Source organism: Flavobacterium frigoritolerans, assembly GCF_025847275.1.
In the GTDB taxonomy this organism is placed as follows: domain Bacteria; phylum Bacteroidota; class Bacteroidia; order Flavobacteriales; family Flavobacteriaceae; genus Flavobacterium; species Flavobacterium frigoritolerans.
The window spans coordinates 95,238-121,006 of record NZ_JAOZEV010000007.1; the positions used below are offsets into that span (position 1 = coordinate 95,238).

Genomic DNA, 25,769 nt, shown 5'->3' on the forward strand with positions numbered 1-25,769 from the left:
TCTTAATTACAAATGAAATCTATGTCTCTATGTGTTAAATGAAATTTTGCGACCCGAGGCACCCAATGGGTTAAAATTCAATGAAAAAAGGCTTTGTATCACTACAAGGTCTTTTTTTATATCTTTGAAAAAAATCCTACTCTTATGTATAAAATTCTAGCCCAGATAAATAAATTGATTTTACCCAGTTTTACCAAGCAAGGACTTGATATTACAAAAGCAAAAAAATGGCAAATGGCGTTAATAGGTTACCGTTACTTTGTAACAAAGCGTGCTTTAGATTAAATCTATACATTCCTATAAATCAAAAAAAAGTCCTGTACAACATACAGGACTTTTTTTTGATTATTGGGACAATCGTTTTGTTATTATTTTTTTGGTAATAACACCGTATCAATTACGTGAATTACACCATTTGATTGGTTTACGTCGGCGATGGTTACTTTAGCTTTATTACCACTTTCGTCGCTTATATACAAATCTTTTCCTTTCATCCAAGCTGTTAGTGTCCCACCACTTACAGTTTTTAATGTTGCTTTACCTCCACCCATTTTTATTGCTTTGGCAATATCCGATGCATTCATTTTTCCAGCCACAACATGGTAGGTCAAAATATTTTGCAACGTTTTAATGTTTTCTGGTTTCAATAATGTTTCAACTGTTCCTTTTGGCAATTTGTTAAATGCTTCATTTGTTGGAGCAAAAACAGTGAAGGGTCCTTTACTTTCTAATGTTTCTACCAAACCAGCTGCTTTTACTGCTGCTACTAATGTGGTGTGGTCTTTTGAATTTACTGCGTTTTCAATAATATTTTTGTTTGGGTACATTGCTGCTCCACCAACCATAACTGATTTTTGAGCGAAAGAAGTTGCTCCAAATACTAATGCAAAAAATGCTGTTGCTAAAATGCTTTTCGTTTTCATGATTTAAATTTTTAGTTATAAAGTCATTTACGCTATAACATTCGGTTTGGTTTTTAATTTCTGTAAAATTTGAGAAAATAAAACGGAATATACGCTGTATCCCTAGCATAATGGGCAAAAAAAAATCCATCATCTCTACAAATAATTATAAAGATGATGGACTATTTTAACCCGTTGGGTGCAATTACTTCGTATGTTCCCTTCTTTGCGTCTTGAAAATTTCATTTAATACATAAAAACATAGATTTTATATGTAATTAAGAGCTCAAAAAGAAATACATTTCTTTCACATAATTCTAACTATGTGTTAAATATTATTATATCTAAAAGGTTTGCTTTTTCTTAATAACTTTCTATTCTACTCCGCCTCCTAAGGCACGATATAAACTTATTGCAGCATTTAGTTTTTCTAATTTTATAGCAACAACATCAAGGTCATTTTGTAAAGCACCATTTTGTGCTACAATAACATCCAGGTAGGTTACCATACCACTTTTATATAGTAATGTAGCATCAGAAGTTGCTTTATCTAAAGAAACTGCTTTTTCAGTTGCAAGTTGCATACGTTCATCTGCATATTTTAATTGAGACATGGCATCGCTCACTTCTCCAACTGCAGTTATATAGGATTGCTTAAACTGAATAACTGCTTTTTCTTGTTCTATAACTGCTACTTCATAAGCCGTTCTTAACGCACGTTTTCTAAATATTGGCTGTGCTAAATTAGCAGCAATAGTTTTGGTGACTGAACCTGGAAAGTTAAACCAAGTATCAAACTCAAACGAATTTTTCCCGATTGATGGGCTTAAACTCAGTGTTGGATACATTGTAGCTTTAGCCAATCCTGTTTTAGCATTAGCTGACATAACAGCATATTCAGCAGCTTTTACATCTGGTCTTCGGCTTAAAAGCGATGCAGGAATCCCAGAAGGTAAACCAACACTAAATTCTACCGCTTCAAGATTTCCTGATCGTACTATTTTATCTGGATATTCTCCACATAAAATTTGCAATGCATTTTCTTGAACCGCAATATTCGTTTTCGCTAAAGGAACCAATAATTCGGCTGTTTTTTTCTGTGCTTCTGTCTGATGAAGTGCCAAAGAACTAATCGTTCCTGAATTATATTGCAACTTCATCATCTTTAAAGTGCTATCACTTAATTCAATATTTTTCTGTGCTATTTTAAGCTGTTCATCCAATCCTAAAAGATTATAATAAGACTGAGCAACCTGAACAATAATTCTAGTCTTTAAGGCCGAAAGATTCTCTTTTTGAGCAAAGTAACTAGCTTTGGCATCTCTCTTCTGCATAGTTGCTTTTCCCCATATATCTGCTTCCCAAGACAAACGAAGATTTGAGCTATAGTCATCCATGTAATCTTTACTGGTAAATTGTGCACTCAAAGAACCATTAAGTGAATTTTTAGACTGATAACTACGACTTGCATTTGCATCAAAATCCAGCGTTGGTAATAATGATAATTTAGCTTGTTTATAATTGAGATCTAGCTGCTCCATACTTTTCATAGCGACAAGCACCTCGTTATTTTTAACGAGGGCTTTTTCTATCAAATCAACCAACAATGGATCTTTATAGTAATTTCTCCAGGGATGCAAAATAGTATCACCGGTTAATGTTATCTCTTCACGATATTTTTCGGGTACATTTAAATCTGCTCGAGAATATTTTTTCCCTACTACGCAGGATGTTAACAAAACACCTGCAAATAAAGAAATCCCAATTTTATATAGTACTCTCATTATTATTCTTTTATAGTTTTAATTACAATCTTCTTACCTGACACTTTTTCTTGTAGGTATTGAAATAGTATAAAAAGTAACGGAATTACAAAAACTCCCAAAACAACGCCACTAAACATTCCGATAGCAGCACTTACACTTATTGATCTGTTTCCTACTGCAGTTCCTCCTGTGGCAAACATTAATGGTATCATACCTGCAATAAAAGCCAGAGATGTCATAATAATTGGTCTTAATCTCGATCTGGCTCCCTCGATAGCTGCTTCTACAATAGACAATCCTGCATGACGTCTTTGAAGAGCAAATTCTACGATAAGAATGGCGTTTTTGGCCAAAAGCCCGACCAGCATAATTAAACCAACCTGAACATAAATATTGTTATCAAGTCCTACTGCTTTAACGCCCGCAAAAGCTCCTAATATACCTGTTGGGATAGAAAGCAATACAGCTAGAGGCAATAAATAACTTTCGTACTGTGCTGCCAACAAAAAGAAAACAAATAGAAGACATAAGCCAAATATCGCGATAGTCTGATTACCTCCTTCTTTCTCTTCAAGACTCAACCCTGTCCATTCATAACTATAATCAGACGGAAGTTTATCTAAAACTGTTTCTAGATTACTCATAATTTCTCCATTACTAAATCCTGGTAATGCTACCGCAGTAATATTAACCGAATTATAAAGATTGTAACGGTTTACCGATTCTGGTCCATAAACCTTATGCAACTTAACAAGAGATTTTACAGGAACCATTTCCATCTTTGCATTCCTTACAAATATTTCATTAAACGCATCTTGATCAGTTCTAAAAATACCATCGGCTTTGACATTAACTCTAAAAAACTTTCCGAATCTTGTAAAATCCGCCGACTGATCTCCTGCAAAATAAGTTTGGATATTATTTAAAAGCTCACGTATATTAACCCCCATTTGGCTGGCTTTCTCTTCGTCTACTTCAAGTTCAAACTGCGGATAGTCTGCTCTAAATGTCGTATAGGCATATTGAACCCCTGGTTGCTGCATAATTTGCCCGATCACTTTATCGGTCATAGCTTTTAATGTAGCCGGATCACGCGCTGTTCTATCCTGAAGTACTATCTCTGCACCACTTGTTACTCCAAATCCTTCTACAGGAGGCATTCTTAGCACCATTATTGAACCTTCTTTTATACCCGATAATTTGCCGCTAACCATATTAAGAATCTCTTCAATATCTTTAACTGCTCCTCTATCCTTCTTAGGTTTTAATTTTATAAACCCTAATCCGTACGCAGGACTGGCACTATTACTAAGAATATTAAAACCTGTAATACTGGTATTATTATCAATTGCTTCTACTGTCGAAAGTTCTTTTTCAATCTTTTCAACTACTGCTGTAGTACGATCCAATGCTGTTCCTGGAGGCATTGATAAACTGTAAAGCATGAACCCATCATCTTCCATTGGTACAAAACTTTTTGGAGTTGACATCATCATCATAATGGCAATAGCACTTATCCCTACAACTAATCCTCCTGCAAGCCATTTTCTACCAATAAGAAAACGAACTCCTTTAATATATTTACCCGTTAAGTTGTTAAACCCTGTATTGAATCCTACGAAAAAACGCTCTTTAAATCCCGTTTTATGAGCATTCCCTTCATGTTTACCGCTATGGTCATTTTTTAATAAAAGTGCGCATAATGCTGGTGTAAGCGTAAGTGCATTTACTGCCGAAATAATAATCGCAATAGCAAGTGTATAAGCAAATTGCTTGTAGAAAATCCCTGACGATCCTGTCATGAAACCAATCGGAATAAATACTGCCGACATTACTAATGTTATCGAAATAACAGCTCCTGTAATCTCTGCCATAGCACTATGGGTAGCTTCTTTTGCCGAAAGTCCTGAATCCTCTTCCATTTTACTATGCACGGCTTCTACCACCACAATAGCATCATCGACCACAATACCAATGGCTAATACCAAAGCAAAAAGTGTTAGAATATTGATTGTAAATCCAAAGACTAACAGAAAGAAAAACGTTCCTACAATCGCTACAGGAACTGCAATTGCCGGAATAATAGTCGAGCGAATGTCCTGAAGGAATATAAATACTACTATAAAAACCAAAATAAAAGCTTCTAACAATGTCGATTTTACTTGTCCTATTGCCTCATCGAGTCTTTCTTTGGTACTCATTACATTAACATATTTAATACCAGGAGGAAAAGATTTAGATAAACGTTCTACTTCTTTATTAATTCCGATTTCGATATCATTTGCATTCGAACCTGATGTTTGTAATATAGCCATTGTAACGGCATTTTTTCCGCTTGACTTATTGTCACCACTATAAGAAATTGAACCAAATTCTACTCTGGCTACATCTCTAAGTCTTAAAATGTTATTACCATCTGTTTTAACCACAATATTTTCATACTGCTCTGGCTTATTTTTCTTTCCCTTATATCTAATAACATACTCTAAAGCTGACTTTGATTCTTCTCCTAGTTTTCCTGGAGCCGATTCTAAACTTTGATCTGCAATTGCCTGACTTACATCAGACGGTACTAAGCCCGCATTTGCCATTTTTCGTGGATCAAGCCAAACTCGCATCGAGTAATCTTTTTGTCCAAAAATCTGTACCTGACCTACTCCTGGTACACGTTTTATTTGTGGAACAAGGTTGATATTGGCATAATTTTGTAAAAATAACTCATCGTATTTGCTATTATCTTCTGTATAAAGATTGAAAATAACAATCATACTATTTTGCTGCTTAGAGGTCGTAAGCCCCATTCTGACAACTTCTTGTGGCAATTTTGGAGTAGCTTGCTGTACTCTATTTTGCACATTTACGGCAGCCTGATCAGGATCTACCCCTTGTTTAAAAATTACACTGATAGAAAAAGTTCCATCATTACTGGCAGTAGATTTTATATACTGCATATTCTCAACTCCATTTATTTGTTCCTCAAGCGGAGTTACCACTGAACGAATAACTGTTTCACTATTTCCACCAGGATAAACACCACTTACCATTACAGTTGGTGGCGCAATATCTGGAAACCTTGTTACAGATAATCTTGTAAGACCGATGATACCCAATATCACCAATACAATGGAGATAACCGTAGCCAATACAGGCTTATCTATTATTTTTTTTAACATAGAAAATGTTATTTATATTAAAATCAAAAATTATTTATTGCTCAACGCTTTTGCAACTACCTTTGGAACTACTTCCATACTGTCATAAAGTGCATCGATATTATTTAATGCAATCTTGTCTCCTGATTTCAAACCAGATTTTACATAATAGTTTGTTCCAGTATTAGCTGCAATTTCAATAGGAACCATTGTAACTTTGTTGCCCTCTTTTAAAACATAAACAAAAAATTTATCCTGAATATCTTTTACACTAGCCATTGGAACGGTAATTACCGAAGCCAAACTACTATTCAATACAACTCTTGCAGAACCTCCTGAACGTAACTGTTTTTTTGGATTTGGAAAAACTGCTTTTAATGCAATAGTCCCTGTAGTACGATCAATATTACCACTGGCAACTTCTAGTTTTCCCTGATGTTCGTATAAACTATCATCTGCCAAAATCAAGCTTACTGATTGATTTAATTGTGAATCTTTTGAAAAAGACAAATAATCAGATTCACTCAATGAGAAATACACAAATACTGTATTAATCTCAGAAAGAACAGTTAACGGAACAGCATCTGTTGGCGTAACCAAATTACCTACACGGTTAGGAATACGGCTGATATAACCACTTACCGGCGCTTTAATCAAAGAAAAATCAGCATTAAGTTGCGAAGATCCTAAAGCTGCTTTTGCTTGCGCTACTTGTGCTACAGCTGCTTCATAATTAGCCTGTGCCGTTTTTAATTGCATATCCGAATATACTTTTGCATCAACAAGAGGCTTAATCTTTTCAATTTCTAATTTGGCGTTTGCTAGATTTGCTAATGCACTCTTATATACTGCACGAGTATTATTAACCTGTTCTACAAAAACATCCGATTTAATTTTAAAAAGCGATTGTCCCTTAGTTACGTAATCTCCTTCTTTTACATAAATTGCTTCAAGATATCCTGACACCTGAGGTTTTAAATCAACATTAACTGAACCTTCGATAATTCCTGGGTATTTTTTTTCTACTTGACCTGCCATAGATTTAGCTTGAAAAAAATCTACTTCTGGTTTTGGAGCTCCTAAAGCTTCTGCTCCAGCTTTTCCACATGAAGAAAAGCTAATGATAATCAATAAAACTACCATCTTACTGAGTGTTTTATTATTTTGGAAAAATTGTTTTGTCATTTTATTTCATTTTAATGAATACATCGAATTTGATGCAAAATAACAATCTAAAGCCCTCATTAATTGTTGGAAGATTACCCAACCGTAATTTTTCAATACTGAAACGAATACGTAAGTTACCAAAGGGAAAAAATCAAGCCAACGATTTCTACCTTATGATACAGATTGCGATAATATATTGCGCTCCAACGGTTGAAACCATTAGCAATGCTTATACTATTTGTATTTGCAATCTGTTCTCGAGCTATTAATTCGATTTACAATGAAGAATAAAAATCGAACTTATTTTTCAGGTTTGTGTACGTAGATTGGCTTCACAACCATTAAATAAATGAGAAGTAATTCCTGTAACAAAAAGATTTGTTCTTATTAAAATAACAAGCTAAGCTTAATTTTTAAATGTACTAGCGATCCATCCATTGTTTAAAAAATGGTGCTTTTTCCCGGCTTATAATTACCTCGCGTTCAGAATCTCCGTAAAGTAGTATTTTAAGCTTGGCATTGAAGTAATTGGAAATAGATTTTATACTTTCAACTCGTATAAAAAATTGCCTGTTGGCTCTAAAAAAAATATCCGGATCAAGTTCTTCTTCAAGCTCTTCCATTGTTTGAGGAATTGCTATTATAGTACCATTTTTAAGAAAAAGATGTGACGTTTTAAATTCCGAATATATAAAATCAATATCGGTAACATCTACACTTTTATATCCATCACGATAAGTAACTAAAAAGCGTAATCTAAAAGAAGGTTTATGAATGAATTTTTTTAAGAATCCAGCAATATCCTCGTTGTCATTTTTAGCACTTGCTAAAAACTTAAATTTAGTTAAAGCATCTTGAAGCTCCGATTTTTCAATCGGTTTCATTAAATAATCAATACTATTAACTTTAAAAGCCCTCACTGCATATTCATCATAAGCAGTAGTAAATATTATAGGACAAGTAATTTTCACCTCTTCAAAAATTGAGAAACTTATACCATCAGCCAGACGAATATCCATCGTAATTAAATCGGGCATAGCATTGGCATTTAACCATGTTATTGTACCTTGAACTGTATCTATAATATCTAGAATTTTACAGTCACGTTCCAATTCTTCCAACAGTCTTTTAAGACGATTGGCGTTGATAATTTCATCTTCTACAATTAAAATTTTCATATTATTTTATTAAAGGCAAACGAACACAATAGAAACCATTAGACTCAGAAAAAATAGGCATTCGATCAAATAATATTTTATATCTAAACTCAATATTTTTATTCCCAACACCTGTAGAATCAAAGCTTTTACCTGATGTAGGCTGCAAATTATTCCTCACAACAATATCTCCAACATCTGAATAAATAGAAATTACAAGCGGATTAGATACCGTAGCAACGTTGTGTTTAACAGCATTTTCAACTAGTAATTGCAGTGTTAAAGGAGGTAAATGACGATCCAGACAAGTCATATTAACTTGCAGTTTCAATTCAACCTTCTCACCAAGTCGTTTTTTTAAAAGATAAAAATAAGCATTTAAAAATTCTATTTCTTCTCTTACTGTAATTGTATCTTTATTTAGATTAGAGATCATATAACGGTACACCTTTGTAATATTCTCTAAAAATGATGCCGCCGACAGTGGGTCTTCATGAATTAATTCGGTAAGGGTACTAAAATTATTAAAAGTAAAATGTGGATCAAGCTGTAATTTTAAAGATTCTAATTCAGATCGGGTTACAGCTTCCTGAAGTTGAGAAGCTTTAATTTTTAGCTCTGCAGCTTCCTCAGAAGTTACGCGCCATCGATTAAGCAAAAATATACTGGTATGAATAAAGCTAATGAAAAGTGATAATATAGCTGCCATCAAATTTGATTGCCATATAATAAGAAGTTCACTTTCTTTTAGTGATGTCCCAGGATAAAAAAAATACCAAAAATAGGAGAATAGGTAATTCAATAGAATATTGCCTATAATGAGAAACAAAAATTGCACAAAAGCTCTAAAAATAGGTTTTTGCTCCCAACTAATCCAGTGATTTAGTGTGCGTCCTACAAAAAGACTTAATTCTGTCAGGACAGCACAATACACTAAAATTAAGAATACATCAATAGTCCAATCTAAATCAAATAAAGTATCATCATCAAAATTCCGGTAAGGATTTAAAAAAAAATAAGACGACAAATACACTAAAAAAACAACTGGTATCACGATAATTCTATAATATTTATAGAAAAAATTCTTACCATTGGTTTTATTTTGTGTCTTTGAATTCATAAGCTAATATAAGAACAGTTGTTGAATTAAGAAAATTATTACAGTAATTAATTACTCCTACTTAATGCATAAAAGTATATTCTGATTTTTAATCATTTTTGGAAGATTTTGCGGGTAAACGTTTTCGCATAACTCCCCATTTTATACAAGTAGCTCCCCAAGAAAAACCAGCCCCGAAAGTGGTAATTAGTATGTTCTGCCCTTGTTTAAAATCGGCTGCAAAATCCCAAAGGCACAACGGAATTGTTGCTGATGTTGTATTACCATATCTCTCAATATTAACTTTAACCTTTTCTATCCCAATATTTAAACTTTCACTTACCGCGTTGATAATTCTTAAATTAGCCTGATGTGGCACAACCCAATCAATGTCTTTGACACTTAAATCATTACTTGCAAGAACATCTTGTGAAACACTGCTCATAGATTCAACTGCTTTTTTAAATACAAATGCTCCTTCTTGCTTAATATAATGATCTCGGTTTACAATAGTTCCCATAGTAGCAGGAAACTTAGATCCACCCGCAGGTACTAATAATGCTGATGTACCACTACCATCAGTACGCAAAATACTTTTCATCATTCCGTATCCTAATTCTGTTTTTTCTAGAAGTACAGCGCCTGCTCCATCTCCAAAAAGGATACAGGTATTACGATCTTCATAATCTACAATTGAGCTCATTTTATCAGCTCCAACCACAATAATCTTTTTATATCGACCACTTTCAATCATAGTCGTAGCCATTTCGAGTGCATATAGAAAACCGCTACAAGCAGCATTAAGATCAAGTCCAAATGCATTCGTCAATCCGCTTATTTCACATACTTTACTTGAAGTGGGAGTCAAAAGATGGTCAGGAGTTGTTGTTGCCAATAATACACAGTCTATTTCTTTTCGATCAACATCATAGTTTTCTAATAAATTTTCAATTGCAGCACAAGCAAGGTTTGAGGTTGCTTGATCTTTGCTAGTTGCCAATCTACGTTCTTTTATTCCGGTTCTTTTTTCAATCCATTCTACAGTTGTATCAACTGTTTCTGATATCGTCTCATTACTAAGTATAGAAGTTGGTACAAAGCCACCTATAGCTGTAATTGTTGCATTCATTTTTAATTGATTATGTTGTTTTATTTCTTCCTTGTTTTATATAAAAAATCAGCTAACGAAACTTTGTCATTATATAAAATAAAAATAGCATCAGAAGTTTGGAAAAGATAATAGCGGTATATCTAAACCTGCGGCCATAATTCTGATTTTACTTTTATGTACCAAAGAATCCCAAAAACCATACCTTTGTGGTACCATTACTAAAACATCTGCATTATAATTCTTGATTTCTTTCTTAATCTCATCAATTACAGCATTAGACTTAACAGTTTTATAAATGTATTTAACTTCTTTAAACGCTTCTTCAAGTGACGAATTTAATAATTGCGCCCCCTGCTCTTGCTTAAGATTATCTATTTTTTTATCTACACTAAAAAACTCTAGCTCGGCACCAAGGTTACCTACAATATCTTTTAACCAACTAAATCTTTTTATCGAAGAGAAACTTAAAGTATCACAAGCGTAGAGTATTTTTTGTATCTTCTGAAAACGAGCATTTATAGGAACTGCTAGTACAGGTATATTTAAATTTTTTATTACTGATGTTGTCGAATTACCTAGTAATTCCTGCTCAAAAGACCGCTCTGCCATCCCCATAACTACTAGCTCAGCATTAGTATCTTCAATTATCGATAAAAGCTGATCTTCTAAAAAAGAATATTTACAAAAGCAACTTACTTCAATGTTATAACGATCCGAAATTTCTTTTCCAAAAGTCTCTAATTTCTCGGTAGCTTTCTCAATTTGCTTTTGCATAGCTTCGGCTGTAATATGAGCATTAGAGCTATGTAAACCCAAAGAAAAAGAATTAAACAAAATAAGCTTGGCACTTGTAGCTTTTGCAAGTCCCGCTGCATAAGCAACAGCATTATTTGCTATGTCAGAAAAATTTGTAGCGGCAATAATAGTAAGGGGTGAGATCATAAATATATCATTTAAACAATTATAAGAGTAAAGTTCCTTAATTAACCGTTTAGATCCTTTCTAAAATGACTGAATAATCATTTTTTTAACCTCAACCGTATTTTTTCATTTCCGAAAATGAATTATTCCGATAAATGATACCAAATACTAATGCAGAAATGCAGATAATACGATGTTATTTTAGCTTTTTAGTTTAAAAACAACAAGGCATAAAAAAAGCCGAACTATTTCTAGTTCGGCTTTAATCTATAATCTAAAAGAGATTATTTGACTTCTTCGAAAATAACAATACTGATTACCAATGCATTACATAAACATGGGACAAATATGGTACAAATCGACTATTTTATTTCACAAAATAACATATTTCTTTTCTGAAAGCCAATCATTTAAATTTTATTTGACAGGCTTAGTTTTCTGAATAAACTAAGTTCTTTTAGTTAGAAAGAAACTATCCCTAATCCTTAAATGGGAAGCTCTAACTCCTATTTTTTTATCTCTTGTAAAATTTAATTTTATATTATGAGCAAGAAAAAATTCCTTACTAAAAAACCACTTTATCATACAACACAATATTTTCTTTAATCAGATGTTTTTTCAATTCTTTTCAAGTATGATCTCTTAAGCTAGATGCGGGTATAAGTTTTGTTGCATTCTCCATTTTAATTTCTAATGAAATTGCTGTCTTTGGAGGTTGTAATATGGATATACTTTTAATTGAATTAAAGTCTATTTTGGTTACCTTCCAAAACCAAAAAGGATTTTTAGAGATAATTTTACTTTCTGTCAAAATAAAATAGTTCAAAATTGTATTTTTACTTATAATTCCCAACTTAGGAAACGGACACAAAGGAGGGAGACTAGGTTGTGAATTGCTTTCAAAATTGTATTTTTACTTATAATTCCCAACCCAATAGAAACAATGGTAGCGTTGTTTATGTTGTGAATTGCTTTCAAAATTGTATTTTTACTTATAATTCCCAACAGATAATGACAAAATCAGGAACAAACGCACGTTGTGAATTGCTTTCAAAATTGTATTTTTACTTATAATTCCCAACTATGGACAGAACAAGAGAGAGAAGAATTATGTTGTGAATTGCTTTCAAAATTGTATTTTTACTTATAATTCCCAACAAAAAAAAGGAAAAAATGTAGGAGGAGCAAGTTGTGAATTGCTTTCAAAATTGTATTTTTACTTATAATTCCCAACAGCAGAAAAAGAAGCATACAACATAACGTGGTTGTGAATTGCTTTCAAAATTGTATTTTTACTTATAATTCCCAACCAGTTATTAAATCATCATCATAGCCTGCCTGTTGTGAATTGCTTTCAAAATTGTATTTTTACTTATAATTCCCAACTACCTTCATTTGTCAATGGAACTGTGTCCAGTTGTGAATTGCTTTCAAAATTGTATTTTTACTTATAATTCCCAACTTGTTTCTTGGTAACGTTCACATTTATGAGTTGTGAATTGCTTTCAAAATTGTATTTTTACTTATAATTCCCAACAAATCTTTTGCTGTAGTGCCTATAACATTAGTTGTGAATTGCTTTCAAAATTGTATTTTTACTTATAATTCCCAACGTATAAAATCGATTGGAACATATTAGCCCGTTGTGAATTGCTTTCAAAATTGTATTTTTACTTATAATTCCCAACATAGGATGCGGAAAATGCGTAGAATGCAGGGTTGTGAATTGCTTTCAAAATTGTATTTTTACTTATAATTCCCAACCACTAGTGTCTTTTTCTTTTATGGCATTAGTTGTGAATTGCTTTCAAAATTGTATTTTTACTTATAATTCCCAACAGATGTAGTGGGGACGATAACGGCGAATTAGTTGTGAATTGCTTTCAAAATTGTATTTTTACTTATAATTCCCAACTTTCAATAAACTCTGCATCTGCAAAGGTTAGTTGTGAATTGCTTTCAAAATTGTATTTTTACTTATAATTCCCAACAATTTCCTATTGGTATGCCGTTGGAACTGTGTTGTGAATTGCTTTCAAAATTGTATTTTTACTTATAATTCCCAACAGATTTAATATATTTTAAATCCTGAGCTTGTTGTGAATTGCTTTCAAAATTGTATTTTTACTTATAATTCCCAACATTAACAAAACCGTGTTTAAAACAGATGCCGTTGTGAATTGCTTTCAAAATTGTATTTTTACTTATAATTCCCAACGAAAAAAGCTTTAGAAGGAACAATAACAGAGTTGTGAATTGCTTTCAAAATTGTATTTTTACTTATAATTCCCAACTACATTGACAAAAGTTAAATACCGTCCAAGTTGTGAATTGCTTTCAAAATTGTATTTTTACTTATAATTCCCAACCAGAAGGGATTAAACTTCAATTTGATGTTAGTTGTGAATTGCTTTCAAAATTGTATTTTTACTTATAATTCCCAACATTAAATCTTTGTTTCCTTCCTTGTCGCTAGTTGTGAATTGCTTTCAAAATTGTATTTTTACTTATAATTCCCAACTTAGAACCTTAATTAAAGAACCTTCTGACAGTTGTGAATTGCTTTCAAAATTGTATTTTTACTTATAATTCCCAACTGTAATTTGTCATCACCAAAGAGAGATGCTGTTGTGAATTGCTTTCAAAATTGTATTTTTACTTATAATTCCCAACACGAGCAAGTTTGTTCCGTAGGTGCTTTGAGTTGTGAATTGCTTTCAAAATTGTATTTTTACTTATAATTCCCAACTTGGCATATCGGTAGTAAATGTATTACCAGTTGTGAATTGCTTTCAAAATTGTATTTTTACTTATAATTCCCAACATCGGGTATTGTACTAGAGTGGTCGGGTGGGTTGTGAATTGCTTTCAAAATTGTATTTTTACTTATAATTCCCAACTGAAAAAGTAGAAAAGAATTGCTTTGATGTGTTGTGAATTGCTTTCAAAATTGTATTTTTACTTATAATTCCCAACTTTTATCAGATTTTTATACTCCAGTGTTTTGTTGTGAATTGCTTTCAAAATTGTATTTTTACTTATAATTCCCAACAAAATGTAGGAGGAGCAATAGCGAACTACAGTTGTGAATTGCTTTCAAAATTGTATTTTTACTTATAATTCCCAACCCAATAGAAACAATGGTAGCGCTATTCATGTTGTGAATTGCTTTCAAAATTGTATTTTTACTTATAATTCCCAACAATGCAAAAAACAAAAAGCAAGAGGATGGCGTTGTGAATTGCTTTCAAAATTGTATTTTTACTTATAATTCCCAACGATCAATCCCGTGGAATCTATTCGATTTCGGTTGTGAATTGCTTTCAAAATTGTATTTTTACTTATAATTCCCAACGAAGCCGACAAAAGTCAAGAACCGTTAACAGTTGTGAATTGCTTTCAAAATTGTATTTTTACTTATAATTCCCAACTCACTTCATCGAGCAAGTAAGGAAAGAGAGTTGTGAATTGCTTTCAAAATTGTATTTTTACTTATAATTCCCAACAAATGGACTTAATGAAAGCGCAAACAAATAGTTGTGAATTGCTTTCAAAATTGTATTTTTACTTATAATTCCCAACTGCAACAGAAATAACGGCAACAACGCCATAGTTGTGAATTGCTTTCAAAATTGTATTTTTACTTATAATTCCCAACTTAAAAGCTCTATATCAGCACCAGCGTTTAGTTGTGAATTGCTTTCAAAATTGTATTTTTACTTATAATTCCCAACATACCGCGAGTTAATCGTTTGATATGTTGGTAGTTATATGTTTGTTTTGAAATTAAAAAATCGATTAATTTGACTGTTGAAGTTCAGTTAGTTAGGTTCTTTTTCAATCCTAATTTTAGAAAAGTTCTAGCTGTTGAGATGGTTTTTCTGTTTCCACAGGTTTTTTTCCATAAAACAGTTCCATCATTCCAAATTGTTTATCTGTGATTTGCATCATACCAATTTTTCCATGCTCAGGTAAGCTGTTTTTTATTCTTTTGAAATGTACCTCGGCATTTTCCCGACTAGCACAGAAGCGCATATATATCGAAAATTGGAACATAGAAAAACCATCGTCTAATAATCTCTTACGAAAATTACTAGCAATTTTACGCTCTTTGCGCGTTTCGGTGGGCAGATCAAAAAATACTAATATCCACAAACTTCTATATTGATTTAAACGTGTGTAATGCTCATCATACATAAATTGGGTATAAAATTCTTCTGGAACTTCCTTCAAAACATTCATGCAAAGAATTGGTTGTTCTACTCATAGCCACCATTAAAGGGCTGTTTTTACCATCAATGTTCACATCCATTGTTGCAATATTCAATAATTGTTTTTTTATTTCGATTGTTAATTCTTCATATGAATCTTCCGTTTCCATAATATGACATACAATTAAATCAATATATGGCCGATAAGGCTCCATGATGTCATCAGCAAGGCAATAAGCATTATATTTATTACGATGAAAAATACCTAATGTTGGAAGCATTCCCGAACTTACTAATGCTCTTGCTGTAATAGCTCTCAAAATCGCATAACCGTAATTGAGTAAATTATTTGGAGGAATTCCTTTTTGTCCTCTTGTGAAATTCTCTATTTTTATAAGACTTTGCCAATAGTATACAGCAGCTCTAGATTCATGGTTTAATGAATCACCAGAGGTTACTTCCTTTGCCCATAATTCCATTTTACGCATTGGGATTCCCTTTTCTTTTAATAGTCCTGCCTGATTGGTTATTTTAGAACTGATGGTTTGCTGCCACAAATTCTTTTTGAGCGGAACAGAAGCATTAATCTGGTTTTTGAAACGCTCACTTTGTTCTGTATGTCCGCTTAAAGGCATTAACAAACCAATTGGTAAATGTTGTTGGTCACAATTGATTAAAGCAACATTGTTATGAGTGAGTTTTTCTAATAAACCATTGGTTATTGTAATTTGTTGATTTTCTAAAACGATAACACCTATGTCTTCAATGGCGACGGTTTTGGTCTCTTGTTCTTTGTCAGGATAAGAGATTACAATTTGCTCATTTTTAGTGCTCAAATAAGCGGGATTGCCGAAGAAAAGGGTGCGTTTTATCATTTGATAATTTTTATTATTTTACCTAATCGATTAATTTCTATCTTCCAACAAACGGATTTAATTTGAACAGCGTTAATAGTATTTTGATTTTTAGATTGAGGACTTCCCAATCCATATTCATTTTGTATTGGATAATTTAATCCTATTTTTTGTTGGTCTTTTTTATTGATATTAAATATTAAACTTGAAGTGCTAGCTGGAATGAAATTACATGTTGTATCACTACTATCAGTAAATTTATATATTCTTTCAGTTTGCTCTTTTGTAAAGTTTTTAATGTTTACTTGACTAGGATTTTCAATTTCTTCAATAGTGGGGACAAATACTAAATCATTAGGATTTAAATAAAAAAGTAGTGGAGATAATTCTTTAGTTTTTTCATCTATATAATTTTTTGGAACAGAACATTCATTTATTTTTAGTTTTTCAAAAGCACCTAATTTTTGACTTTCAATTATTTCATTCAGTGGAATAGTTTTGTAATTTCTTTTCCCATCATTACCTTTATAAATAGCAAAGAATAAATTAGTTCCTGATGCAGTTTCTACAAATTTGTCTTTTTTATTCCCTGTGTCTCCAAGAGAAAATCTTCCGCTTTCTTCAAAAACCCTAACCTTTTTAATTGGTTGATGTTTTTTACCATTATTTAATGCTGTAATATTTTTATTGAGTTCATCCAAACCATTTTCAGAAAAAGCAACTTCATTAGCGGGCATTTTTTTTCCATTTTCATCAGTAGCATTTTGATAGATTTCTTGTTGAAGATGATTTAATAGAATCTTTTGAATACCTGTATCAGTAATTTTCTCAATTCTTTTTTCATCAAAGGTAATATCAAGGGTTTTTCTTGTTGCTGTGGCTTCTATATTTTCATAAATTTGAACTTTGTCAATAACTTTTCCATCAACCATTATAGGAAAATCTTTGAGGTGTTTTTTTAATCCTTCACTATTGTTTGGGTGTCGCTTGATTTTTTCTTTCAGTTGTTTTTTAACTTCTGTATCAACAATAAGTTCTACTTGATCAGTTGCATTTACAATAGTAATATGACTTTGTTTGATTCGCTTTAAAAAGACTTTACCACTTACAGTTTCTGCGTGCATTGGTTTTCTAATTGCCCAATTGTTTCCTTTAGTTTGTTTAATAATGACTTTTTTCATCGTACTATCTTCTTCTTTCCAAACTTGGTATCTGTTTACCGTTTTATTGATAACTCTGGTGTTTTGCTTGAAACTGATTATGGTTTGATTTAATTGGTCTTCTGCTTTTTTTGTAAAATTATCCCAAGGTTTGTGAAAATCTTTTGCGATATTTTGTGTTTTTCCGTTAATTTGAATTTCTTCAATTCTACGTAGCTTAGAAACTAATGAATAATTTGTTCTTTCTGAATTGATAGAGTTTAAATAATTGACGTGATCTTTTGTTACACAGGCAATTACCAAAGCATCTAAAGCGTGATGGCGATGGTCAATTCTTTTTTTAGAAAAAGCTTTTGCAATTGCATCTGGTACGGTGGTTTGAAAAACTTGTTTTCCACTGTTTCCAAATTCATCTTTTTTGAGTTCTAATTTACCAAAATCACTAGAATTAGTAATCGCATTCAAACGCTCAAAACGAGGTGTAATAATGTTATTCCAAACATCATTCAAACCCCAATCTTGTTTCATTTTTGAAGTGATTGATCCATTCAAAGAAACGATATGTTTTGAGGTTACTTCCTGTTCATCATCATCTCTAACAATTTTACTCAAAAGATTCTTTACAATTTTACTGATGTATTTAGTGTCATTTAATTGTCTTTCGATAAACTTTTCAGGAATTTCCTCACTTAATAATCTTTTTTGCTTGTTTTTATTTTTGCTGTAATAACTAGTGATGTGTTGGCTATAGGCTTCTTTAGTGAAAATTTTAACTGTTTTTCCTCCAGTTAAGGTTACAATTCTGTCTTCATTTTTTAGAATGAATTCTAATGCAGTCTTATTTCCTTTCAAATCATTAACTTCAGATTCGCAGATAACTTTATTTGAAAACGAATCATCAAATAATCTTGATTGTGGAATAATATGTTCAATTTGATATTTGGTTGTAAAAAGTTCACTTAATGGAATTAACTTTCCAGTATATGGAGAAATATAACCTTGTTCTAACCACAGTTTGTATTTGATAATTTCAGAAGTAGTTGGTTTTGCAATTTTTCTAATTTTATCAATGTCCTCTAATTTTTCTTTTCTGATTTCACTACTATAAACTCCTTCTTCGTAAATTTTTAAAATCTCTTGCTGACTTGGTGAATAAGGACGAACATCATTTATGCCATCATTTTTCAATTCGGTTAAAATGGCTTTGATTCGTAAGTTTGTGTTTTCGTTTTGATTTATATTTTCGGTAATTCTTTTTCTATCTGCAGAATTGTTTTTCATTTCACGCCCCAATTCAATATGGATTTCATTAAAGAAATTTTCTTTTCCCTCTCCAAAATGTTGCCAAATATCCTTTACTACTCGCAACGTTTCTGTAATAACTTGCTCTACAATTGGATTGCGCAGGGAATGTTGTTTAAAATCATATTTTAAAAAGTGTTCAATATCTGCAGGGGTTTTCCATTTTGAAACATCACTAGCTTCACTATGTTTATCATATATTAAATAGGATGCTTGATAGGTATTTAAACCTTTATTGAATTCAGTACAATTTATAAAACTTTTTAAGACTTGTTTCGGAATATCGCTGTCAGATACTTTTTCAAGAATTGATGCGTCATAATTTATAGATTCCAATCTTTCTTTAATAGCACTTATTTTGGCTGTAATTTTATCAGAAATTACATGTTGATTCCAAGTTTCATCTCTTCTCATTAAAGTCAATAATTTTTTCATCGCTTTTTCAGAATAAGAGCCATAATCTTTTTTATATGGTTTTAATTTCGAAAAGTTTGTTATAAATTCATTAGGCAAATTATGTCGTTTGGCAAAAGTTGTAATTGCTTTTGTGATTTCAATTTTATCAGTAACAGAATATAAAATATGCCATAAATCTTGGGTGTTTTTATTGTCAAAAAAGGATTTATCTACGTCAATTTTTGCGATTGCATTCAAAAATTGATTTCTTGTTTCGTTACAAGGATAGATTTTGTCTTCTACAAAATTCCATCTAAATTTGTCTTCTTTTAATTTGAATTTTGGGTACGCCAAAAATTGTTTTTGACTAATTTCAGCTTTATCGTTTAACCAATTAAATAGTTCTACCCAATTTCCCTCCGTTTTTAAATAATCATCCGTAACGTCGATTTCATTTATAATTTCTTTCTTGTAAATTTTTAGATTTTTCACAAATTGTAACAATCTGAATTCCTGAAAAATAGGATTTGATTTTGCAATGCATTTTAAAGGTTTTACAACTTGTTTTCCGTTAGCATCTTTTACTAAAACACCTTTTTTATCTTTTATTGGAATAAATTCCAAACTACAATCACTAATCAATGAAGTCTTATTTTTAAGGGGACGTTGATAAAAGATAATATCATCTAAAAATAAATAGTCAAATCCTTTGTCTTTGATGTTATTTTTATGAGAATCATTATGTCTGTACAATTCATCAATACATTTTTTATAAAGATTTCTTTCGCCAAAAATATCATTATGAAATTCAATTTGGACTTTTAGAATTTTTGATAGTTCCTTTTTATAAAACTTTCTTTCAATGGTTCTGACTAATTCCCCTTTTATTTTTTGACTAGGATTTTTTAAAAGCTCATCATAGATAAAAGAACCAACTGATTTTTTACTTTGATTTATAGTTTGTTCTGTTCTAATTTTTACTAATCCCCAATCGTTTTCTTTTGGAGATCTAAAACTTCTCTTTTCTTCATTGTCTTTATTGAGTTTAATAGTTCCATCATCATTCAATTCAGAAGTTACAATAAAATCCTTCTGTTTTCCAATCCAGTCAAATAATGCAATTTTGCTTTCACGTTTATAAATCCAACCGTTTTCCAGAATTACATTATACCAGATTCCTGATTTACCTTTTTCTCTTTCAATTACATCAACAACTGTAAGGGTATGAAATTCTTCTAATTTGTTTTTGTTTACTTCTTCTTCCTCCCCACGCAATTGATAATATCCTCTTTTTTGATTGAAGTTCAATAGTATCCAAGCCAATTCTTGCTTAGAAATTTTTTGTGTTAGAGCTTTTTTTCTTAAATAATAAATGGTCCAATCATAGGGAACTTGTTTTAAATTAGGATGTGTTAATTTGAATTCAGAGAACATTTCTTGGTGACTTTCCAAAAATAAAAATTGATTTTTACCACTTTCATTTTTATAAAAAGATAATTTTTCTTCTCTTTCGGGTTTAAATTGTCCAAATTTTTTATCAAAATCTATTGCTTCGGAATAATGTTTTGGTAGAAAATCAAGGATATTTAAAATTCGATGAAGTCGTTCTCTTCTTAATAAAAAGCGTTGCACTAATCTTCTTGCCCCTCGATATTTAGTTCTTTCAGCAGTTTGTGAAATGGAAACGCCACTGTCAAACTTACCAAGAACATCTTGACTCATAGGAATTATTCTGCTTCCTAACCCTTCAATACTTCCAAGTGTATTATCGAAGTCATTATTTATTAACGCCCATCCAATACTATTCGTCCCCAAATCTAATCCTAATATTTTCTTCATCTCTAAAAAATTAATTTCTAAAATTAAATAAAAGATAATTAACTGATTTACGGAAAACCATAATTAACAAGTACGATTTTTTTTGTATTATTGCAATACAATTTTGAAGCAATTCACAATAAGGATTATTCCGTTGTGAAAACATTCAAAGCGGCCTCAAAAGGGTCGCTTTTTTTATACTTATTATTTTAGGCATTATAATATTTGTCTACAAATTATTTTGAATATTCTACTAAAAACTTTCAATAGGCCAGCATGGCAAAAATTATTCACAAATCTTAAGGAGTTTAGAGAAAGGGGTAAATGTTATAGTATTTACCACCTGGGACAGATTCAGTAGGAATATTACAGATGCTTATCATATGATTCAGAAACTTAAAAAACTGCTTGTCGATTCATGAGCTATTGATCGGCTTATCGATTTGACAATTACGATAAGCAAAATAATGCTGGTTATGAATATTGTAACATCTGAAGTTGAAAATTATCATCTATAACAGAGTTAAAATATATTGTCTGCACGATTTATACTGTTTATTCATAATTAATTGTTTACTAATACTACCTGTTGATTTATCCGAAAGATTAGCGTTTCCGTAAATTTATGTAACTAATTAAGATGTCTAGACATGTTTCCTGTTAATAGCAAATCAAGAAATCTCTACATAATTTGAGATAAAGCTTCTTTATCCAAATATTAGTATGCCAATTTATGAAATACCTACGTTCCAATTATTAAAAAAATGTAGGAGCTAAAAAGCTCCGTCATCTGCAAAGGAATAGTAGGTTTCAGGAGTAATGATCAAATGATCCAGCAGTTTGATATCAAGTATGCTCCCTGCTTCCTTGACTTTTCTGGTTATCTGTTTATCAGCCTCTGAAGGTTTAATCTGTCCCGAAGGATGGTTATGAACCATAATGAGCGATACGGTATTTGCTTTAAGTGCTGCTGCAAAAATCAGTCTGAGGTCAACTACAGTGCCTGAAATACCTCCTGAGGATACTTCGTAAATGCCAAGCACTTTATTGGACTGGTTGAGAAGCAGGATTTTAAACTGCTCGAAAAATTCAATTGTATCGGAATTCCAGGACTGGAGTGCCAGCTGGTAAGCGGTTTTGGAAGAATTTATAAAAGGTCTTTCGGATGCTTTTACTTTTGTTTTGTAGACCAATTCAATCTCTGCCACCTGATTCCAGTTCTGAAGTGTTTTTGAAGTTTCCATGATTTCTAAAGTTTTAAGATTAATTGTGGAACCTCGGCCGGGAATGAGAAAGCGAGCGAAAAAAGCAACGCAATAAAGCAGGTTTTTCACCTGCATTTATGGGGGAATTTTTTTCGGCGAACCGACTTTCCTTCCCTAACTTTGTTTTAGAATTAAGCCTGAACCGCTGAGACAATATCCCCTCCTTTAAGTGTCCGGGCGCAAAAAATTAACATTATGTTAAAAAAAGCCGAAAATTAGTTTTCGGCTTGGACTGCTTTTTTGCTTTTTATTCGCTTTTTAATCTGATACAGGTTCTGATTCAAAAGCTTTAAAATCTGTTTGTGATGTTGGGAATCCTTATTTTTGGTTCCTCTGCACTGCACAATTTCAAGTGAGGGAAGCGTCACTTCGATTGTCTCTACAGGATTATCTTTATATTTAGCCGAAAGGATAAGGGAGTTTTTCTTTTTATAGTATTCGTTGGTAAATACGCAGTGTCGGAGCATATCGCCCTCTTCGAGAAAATCCTGCACGCTTTCCATGACACTTATGCTGAGATTTTCCTTTGTGAACTCCAGTCCGAAAAACTGTCTTTTCTGCTCTTCATAGACTATCTGCGCCTGCTGTATTTCAGAGCGGAGTTCCTTTATTTTAAGATGTCTCTGAATCCTGCGTTTTCTTTCCACGAGCCTGTCATGCTGTTCAGCTAAGTTTTCAGGACAGACATTCTCAGGAATGCTTAGATCCATTTTAAACCATCTGAGCAGTGAAATATAATCTTCCCAAAGCGTAAAATCTGACACCTTATAGCTGTTTTTAAAACACGTTTTAACCGCCTGCCAGTTCTCCCTGATAGACTGCGCGCGCGACAGCAGATAATGTTTAAGGAAATCTGTCTGTCCTGTTTTAAGGAGTGTCTCGGCATGCGAATCTTTCAAAAGAGCCGTAAAAAGTACCTGCGGTGCAATGGTGTAAAAACTGCCTTTAAAACCGTTCCTTTTAAGGACATCAAGCGTCTGCGTTCCTGCGTAAACCTTATAAGGATTAATGCGGTATTTGGGAGAACTCTCAAAATTTTTGGGGCGGATTTCAAGGGGCGAATAATATTTCCAGGCGTCATAGGCATTTGAAAAAACGTTGGTACCGAGCGAGAGGGTGCGCACCTCGCCTTTTGAATTTATCCAGTGCTGTATGACTTCCTTATGAAAGTAAGTCGGCAGTAAATTCTTTTTCATGTTTTTATGCGAGCAGATAATACGCACCACCTGAAATCCTGCGCATACATTTAAAACAGCCCAGTACTCTATTTCTTTGAAATGCACCTGATTGTACTGCTGTATTTTGAGTTCCCCCCTGCATGCTGTGCAGTTTATATAATTTTTGCAGGATGCTTTCTGCGCATTAGGTTTCCAAGTGTGGGCGCATTCCAAACAGTGGAATTTTCCCCTTGACAGCACCGCCCATTTAAGGAAAATGTCTCTTTCCGCTCTCCCTTTCATGTTTTCCGTTACAGGTTTAAGGGAGACACTCAGTTCTGTAATCTGCTTTTCGATGATGGTTTTAGGTATCATAGGTCAAAGAGTGTTAAGGTTTTTGGTGCAGGTTTTAGAGCAGGCACTTGCGTTTTTGGAACGATGTTGTTTTGAGGAACTTCGGAAGCAGAGCTAAACAAATCAGCTTTTTCAGGCTGACTTACCACAACCCTGCATTTTATAGGCTCAGGCTGACCAATGCTGTCATCTGCATAATATTTGACCGCCATGTCAAATATTTCCTGATTGTCAAAGGCGCACAGTCCCGTTTTTTTTACCTCGGCAAAAATGTAATTGAAACAGTTTTCCAAGTTTTTGGATGCTTTACTGAAGTTCTGCGCAAAGACGGTGTCGCTCTGCGCAGTTTCAGTCAGATAATTTTCTATAACGGTTTTAAATTTTTCTGAAGCTTTCATAAAAGTTGATTTAAGATTGAACAATTATTGTTATTCAAAACTGCTTCTGTAGATGTCAAAACAGTATTCTTCGAAACACAGCCAGCACATAAAAGTGTAGTGAGGCAGGCGGTGTCTGTTTGTGACAGCTTCGCCAAGGGAATCTTCGATTTCTTGCCTGATGTCTTCTAAATCATCAAGATGCTGGATATAGAATTTTTTACAATCGGCATGATAAATAAATTCGGAAATCATACCGCTGATGCACCCGATTCTCTGCAGGTCTTCAAGGAAAGATTTAAGCTTTACTTTTTTAGTTCCGTCATACGATTCCAAATCGGAAAGGATAATTTTATTGAACGCAAGACGCACATCATAATCGGCGTATATTGATTTTTCAAAGGCTTTCATAACTCATTTCTTTAGGCTTATACATTTATCATCCGAACATTAAAAAGGCAGGTCATCGGGTTCTTCTTTTTTACTTTTCTTAGGAGAAAAATTACCCGACTGTACAGGCTGAGTGTCTGATGCGAAAATCAGTATCTTAATATTACTGGTGTGAAAAGTGAGACTGCCTACGGCTTTACCCTCACTGCTGAGATAGGCATTCACGCCGATTCTTCCGAATAGTTCCACCATTGCGCCTTTTTTGAGCCACTGGGCTACACCTGCACTGAGCCAGTAAGAGCAGTCAATAAAAGTGACTATCTTTTTTACCTCATTACTGTCTTTGGTTTTGTAGGTATCATTAACTGCAATGGAGAAGTTAACAACCTGTCTTTCTTTTGCTGTTTTAGCAACAACAGCATCTCTGGTTAAGCGTCCTGTGATTTCCATGATTTAAAAGTTTTTAGATTATTACTGCTTCTTCCCGCCTGTTCCGCAAAAAATTTTTTCAAAAGAAAAAACGGGAAAAAAGAAAGCACAAATCAAGTGTCCGGTTAAGGAGCCGGAGTGCTATAAGTCCCGAAGGGCGGCGTCAAACCGTTATGCGCATGCAGGAGACGGCGGGCACTATTTTGGCTGCCCTTTTAGTCCGTTTTGATTGTAAATTGAATCCAATTTTTAATTGTTCATATTTTTATGATTGAACCCGATCATGCTGTTTTGATTTTTAGTATTTTTAGGTTTATAAAAAAGGGAGAACAAGAAGTTTGTTTTCGGAAGTTACTTACCTGGAATCTTTGAGTTAAGCAGGAAGTAAGGATCATGATCAAGAGAAAAAATAAAAGAGTTACCCCTATTATCTTTTGATTTTTAAGTATATTATTTTACGAAACAACACAAGACCAAATACCAATGCCATGGATAAAACGATAAAGCTTAGAGTGAAGAAGGAGATTGACAATAGAAATGAGCTTCAGGTATTAAAACTAAAAGGGAGCCTGATTACCAAAGGATATACCGAGATTATCCATATTGCTGATGAGAACGAAGATTTTTATCTCAATTCGTTTTCGACTGCTGCCGATCATAGAAAAGAGGCAGAAGATTTTGTACTGGATTATATTTCCAGTCATGATCTTACAGCTACCGTTACACTTTTGGGCATGGAGCGATAATTCCCTTGTAAATGATTTTGAAAAAAATCAAACCT

18 protein-coding genes and 1 CRISPR repeat array are annotated in these 25,769 nt (G+C 32.8%); of the genes, 2 read left to right on the forward strand and 16 right to left on the reverse strand.

Annotation, left to right across the window (positions count from 1 at the left end; translation table 11 throughout):
- Nucleotides 1-144 precede the first annotated feature (144 nt).
- Nucleotides 145-285, forward strand: coding sequence for a hypothetical protein (locus OIU80_RS11135; protein WP_035621632.1), 141 nt, complete (start codon nucleotides 145-147; stop codon nucleotides 283-285).
- A gap of 83 nt (nucleotides 286-368) precedes the next feature.
- Here the strand turns inward: OIU80_RS11135 and OIU80_RS11140 are convergent, their stop codons facing one another.
- The 16 genes from OIU80_RS11140 to OIU80_RS11215 form a co-directional block, all read right to left on the reverse strand.
- Complete coding sequence (locus OIU80_RS11140) at nucleotides 369-923, reverse strand: fasciclin domain-containing protein (RefSeq protein ID WP_264287077.1); 555 nt, start codon at nucleotides 921-923, stop codon at nucleotides 369-371.
- A 353-nt stretch (nucleotides 924-1,276) separates the two neighbouring features.
- Nucleotides 1,277-2,686 carry an efflux transporter outer membrane subunit gene (locus OIU80_RS11145; RefSeq protein ID WP_264287078.1) on the reverse strand — a complete coding sequence of 470 codons (1,410 nt, stop codon included), beginning with the start codon at nucleotides 2,684-2,686 and terminating at the stop codon, nucleotides 1,277-1,279.
- 2 nt (nucleotides 2,687-2,688) lie between these two features.
- Nucleotides 2,689-5,841, reverse strand: a complete 3,153-nt coding sequence (locus tag OIU80_RS11150) for an efflux RND transporter permease subunit (protein WP_264287079.1) — start codon at nucleotides 5,839-5,841, stop codon at nucleotides 2,689-2,691.
- 30 nt (nucleotides 5,842-5,871) lie between these two features.
- Complete coding sequence (locus OIU80_RS11155; protein WP_264287080.1) at nucleotides 5,872-7,005, reverse strand: efflux RND transporter periplasmic adaptor subunit; 1,134 nt, start codon at nucleotides 7,003-7,005, stop codon at nucleotides 5,872-5,874.
- Nucleotides 7,006-7,409: 404 nt separating this feature from the next.
- Nucleotides 7,410-8,165: a LytR/AlgR family response regulator transcription factor gene (locus OIU80_RS11160; protein WP_264287081.1), complete on the reverse strand. Its 756-nt coding sequence runs from the start codon at nucleotides 8,163-8,165 to the stop codon at nucleotides 7,410-7,412.
- A gap of 1 nt (nucleotide 8,166) precedes the next feature.
- Nucleotides 8,167-9,264, reverse strand: coding sequence for a sensor histidine kinase (locus tag OIU80_RS11165; RefSeq protein WP_264287082.1), 1,098 nt, complete (start codon nucleotides 9,262-9,264; stop codon nucleotides 8,167-8,169).
- Nucleotides 9,265-9,352: 88 nt separating this feature from the next.
- Entirely contained in the window at nucleotides 9,353-10,372 is a 1,020-nt protein-coding gene (locus OIU80_RS11170; protein WP_264287083.1) for a 3-oxoacyl-ACP synthase III family protein, read from the reverse strand.
- 90 nt (nucleotides 10,373-10,462) lie between these two features.
- Nucleotides 10,463-11,296 (reverse strand): universal stress protein, encoded by an 834-nt coding sequence (locus tag OIU80_RS11175; protein ID WP_264287084.1) that lies wholly within the window; start codon nucleotides 11,294-11,296, stop codon nucleotides 10,463-10,465.
- An 864-nt stretch (nucleotides 11,297-12,160) separates the two neighbouring features.
- A CRISPR array of direct repeats spans nucleotides 12,161-15,009; the repeat unit is 46 nt; unit sequence GTTGTGAATTGCTTTCAAAATTGTATTTTTACTTATAATTCCCAAC.
- A 115-nt stretch (nucleotides 15,010-15,124) separates the two neighbouring features.
- A complete protein-coding gene (cas2, locus tag OIU80_RS11180) occupies nucleotides 15,125-15,472 on the reverse strand; it encodes a CRISPR-associated endonuclease Cas2 (protein ID WP_264287085.1) in 348 nt (115 codons plus the stop codon).
- Nucleotides 15,465-16,361 (reverse strand): type II CRISPR-associated endonuclease Cas1, encoded by an 897-nt coding sequence (gene cas1 / locus OIU80_RS11185; RefSeq protein WP_264287086.1) that lies wholly within the window; start codon nucleotides 16,359-16,361, stop codon nucleotides 15,465-15,467. The genes cas2 and cas1 overlap by 8 nt, the downstream gene beginning before the upstream one ends.
- On the reverse strand, nucleotides 16,358-21,037 hold the full coding sequence (cas9, locus tag OIU80_RS11190) for a type II CRISPR RNA-guided endonuclease Cas9 (protein ID WP_264287087.1): 4,680 nt from the start codon (nucleotides 21,035-21,037) through the stop codon (nucleotides 16,358-16,360). The genes cas1 and cas9 overlap by 4 nt, the downstream gene beginning before the upstream one ends.
- 752 nt (nucleotides 21,038-21,789) lie before the next feature.
- On the reverse strand, nucleotides 21,790-22,260 hold the full coding sequence (locus OIU80_RS11195; RefSeq protein WP_264287088.1) for a JAB domain-containing protein: 471 nt from the start codon (nucleotides 22,258-22,260) through the stop codon (nucleotides 21,790-21,792).
- 236 nt (nucleotides 22,261-22,496) lie between these two features.
- A complete protein-coding gene (locus tag OIU80_RS11200; RefSeq protein WP_264287089.1) occupies nucleotides 22,497-23,813 on the reverse strand; it encodes a PcfJ domain-containing protein in 1,317 nt (438 codons plus the stop codon).
- Entirely contained in the window at nucleotides 23,810-24,190 is a 381-nt protein-coding gene (locus OIU80_RS11205; protein WP_264287090.1) for a PcfK-like family protein, read from the reverse strand. The genes OIU80_RS11200 and OIU80_RS11205 overlap by 4 nt, the downstream gene beginning before the upstream one ends.
- A gap of 30 nt (nucleotides 24,191-24,220) precedes the next feature.
- The gene (locus OIU80_RS11210; protein ID WP_264287091.1) at nucleotides 24,221-24,580 is read right to left on the reverse strand and encodes a DUF7222 domain-containing protein; all 360 of its coding nucleotides are present in this window, start codon (nucleotides 24,578-24,580) and stop codon (nucleotides 24,221-24,223) included.
- A gap of 39 nt (nucleotides 24,581-24,619) precedes the next feature.
- Nucleotides 24,620-25,009, reverse strand: a complete 390-nt coding sequence (locus OIU80_RS11215) for a single-stranded DNA-binding protein (RefSeq protein WP_264287092.1) — start codon at nucleotides 25,007-25,009, stop codon at nucleotides 24,620-24,622.
- Between the two features lie 467 nt (nucleotides 25,010-25,476).
- Between OIU80_RS11215 and OIU80_RS11220 the strand changes: the two genes are divergently transcribed.
- Entirely contained in the window at nucleotides 25,477-25,734 is a 258-nt protein-coding gene (locus tag OIU80_RS11220; RefSeq protein ID WP_264287093.1) for a hypothetical protein, read from the forward strand.
- The last annotated feature ends 35 nt before the right edge of the window (nucleotides 25,735-25,769 follow it).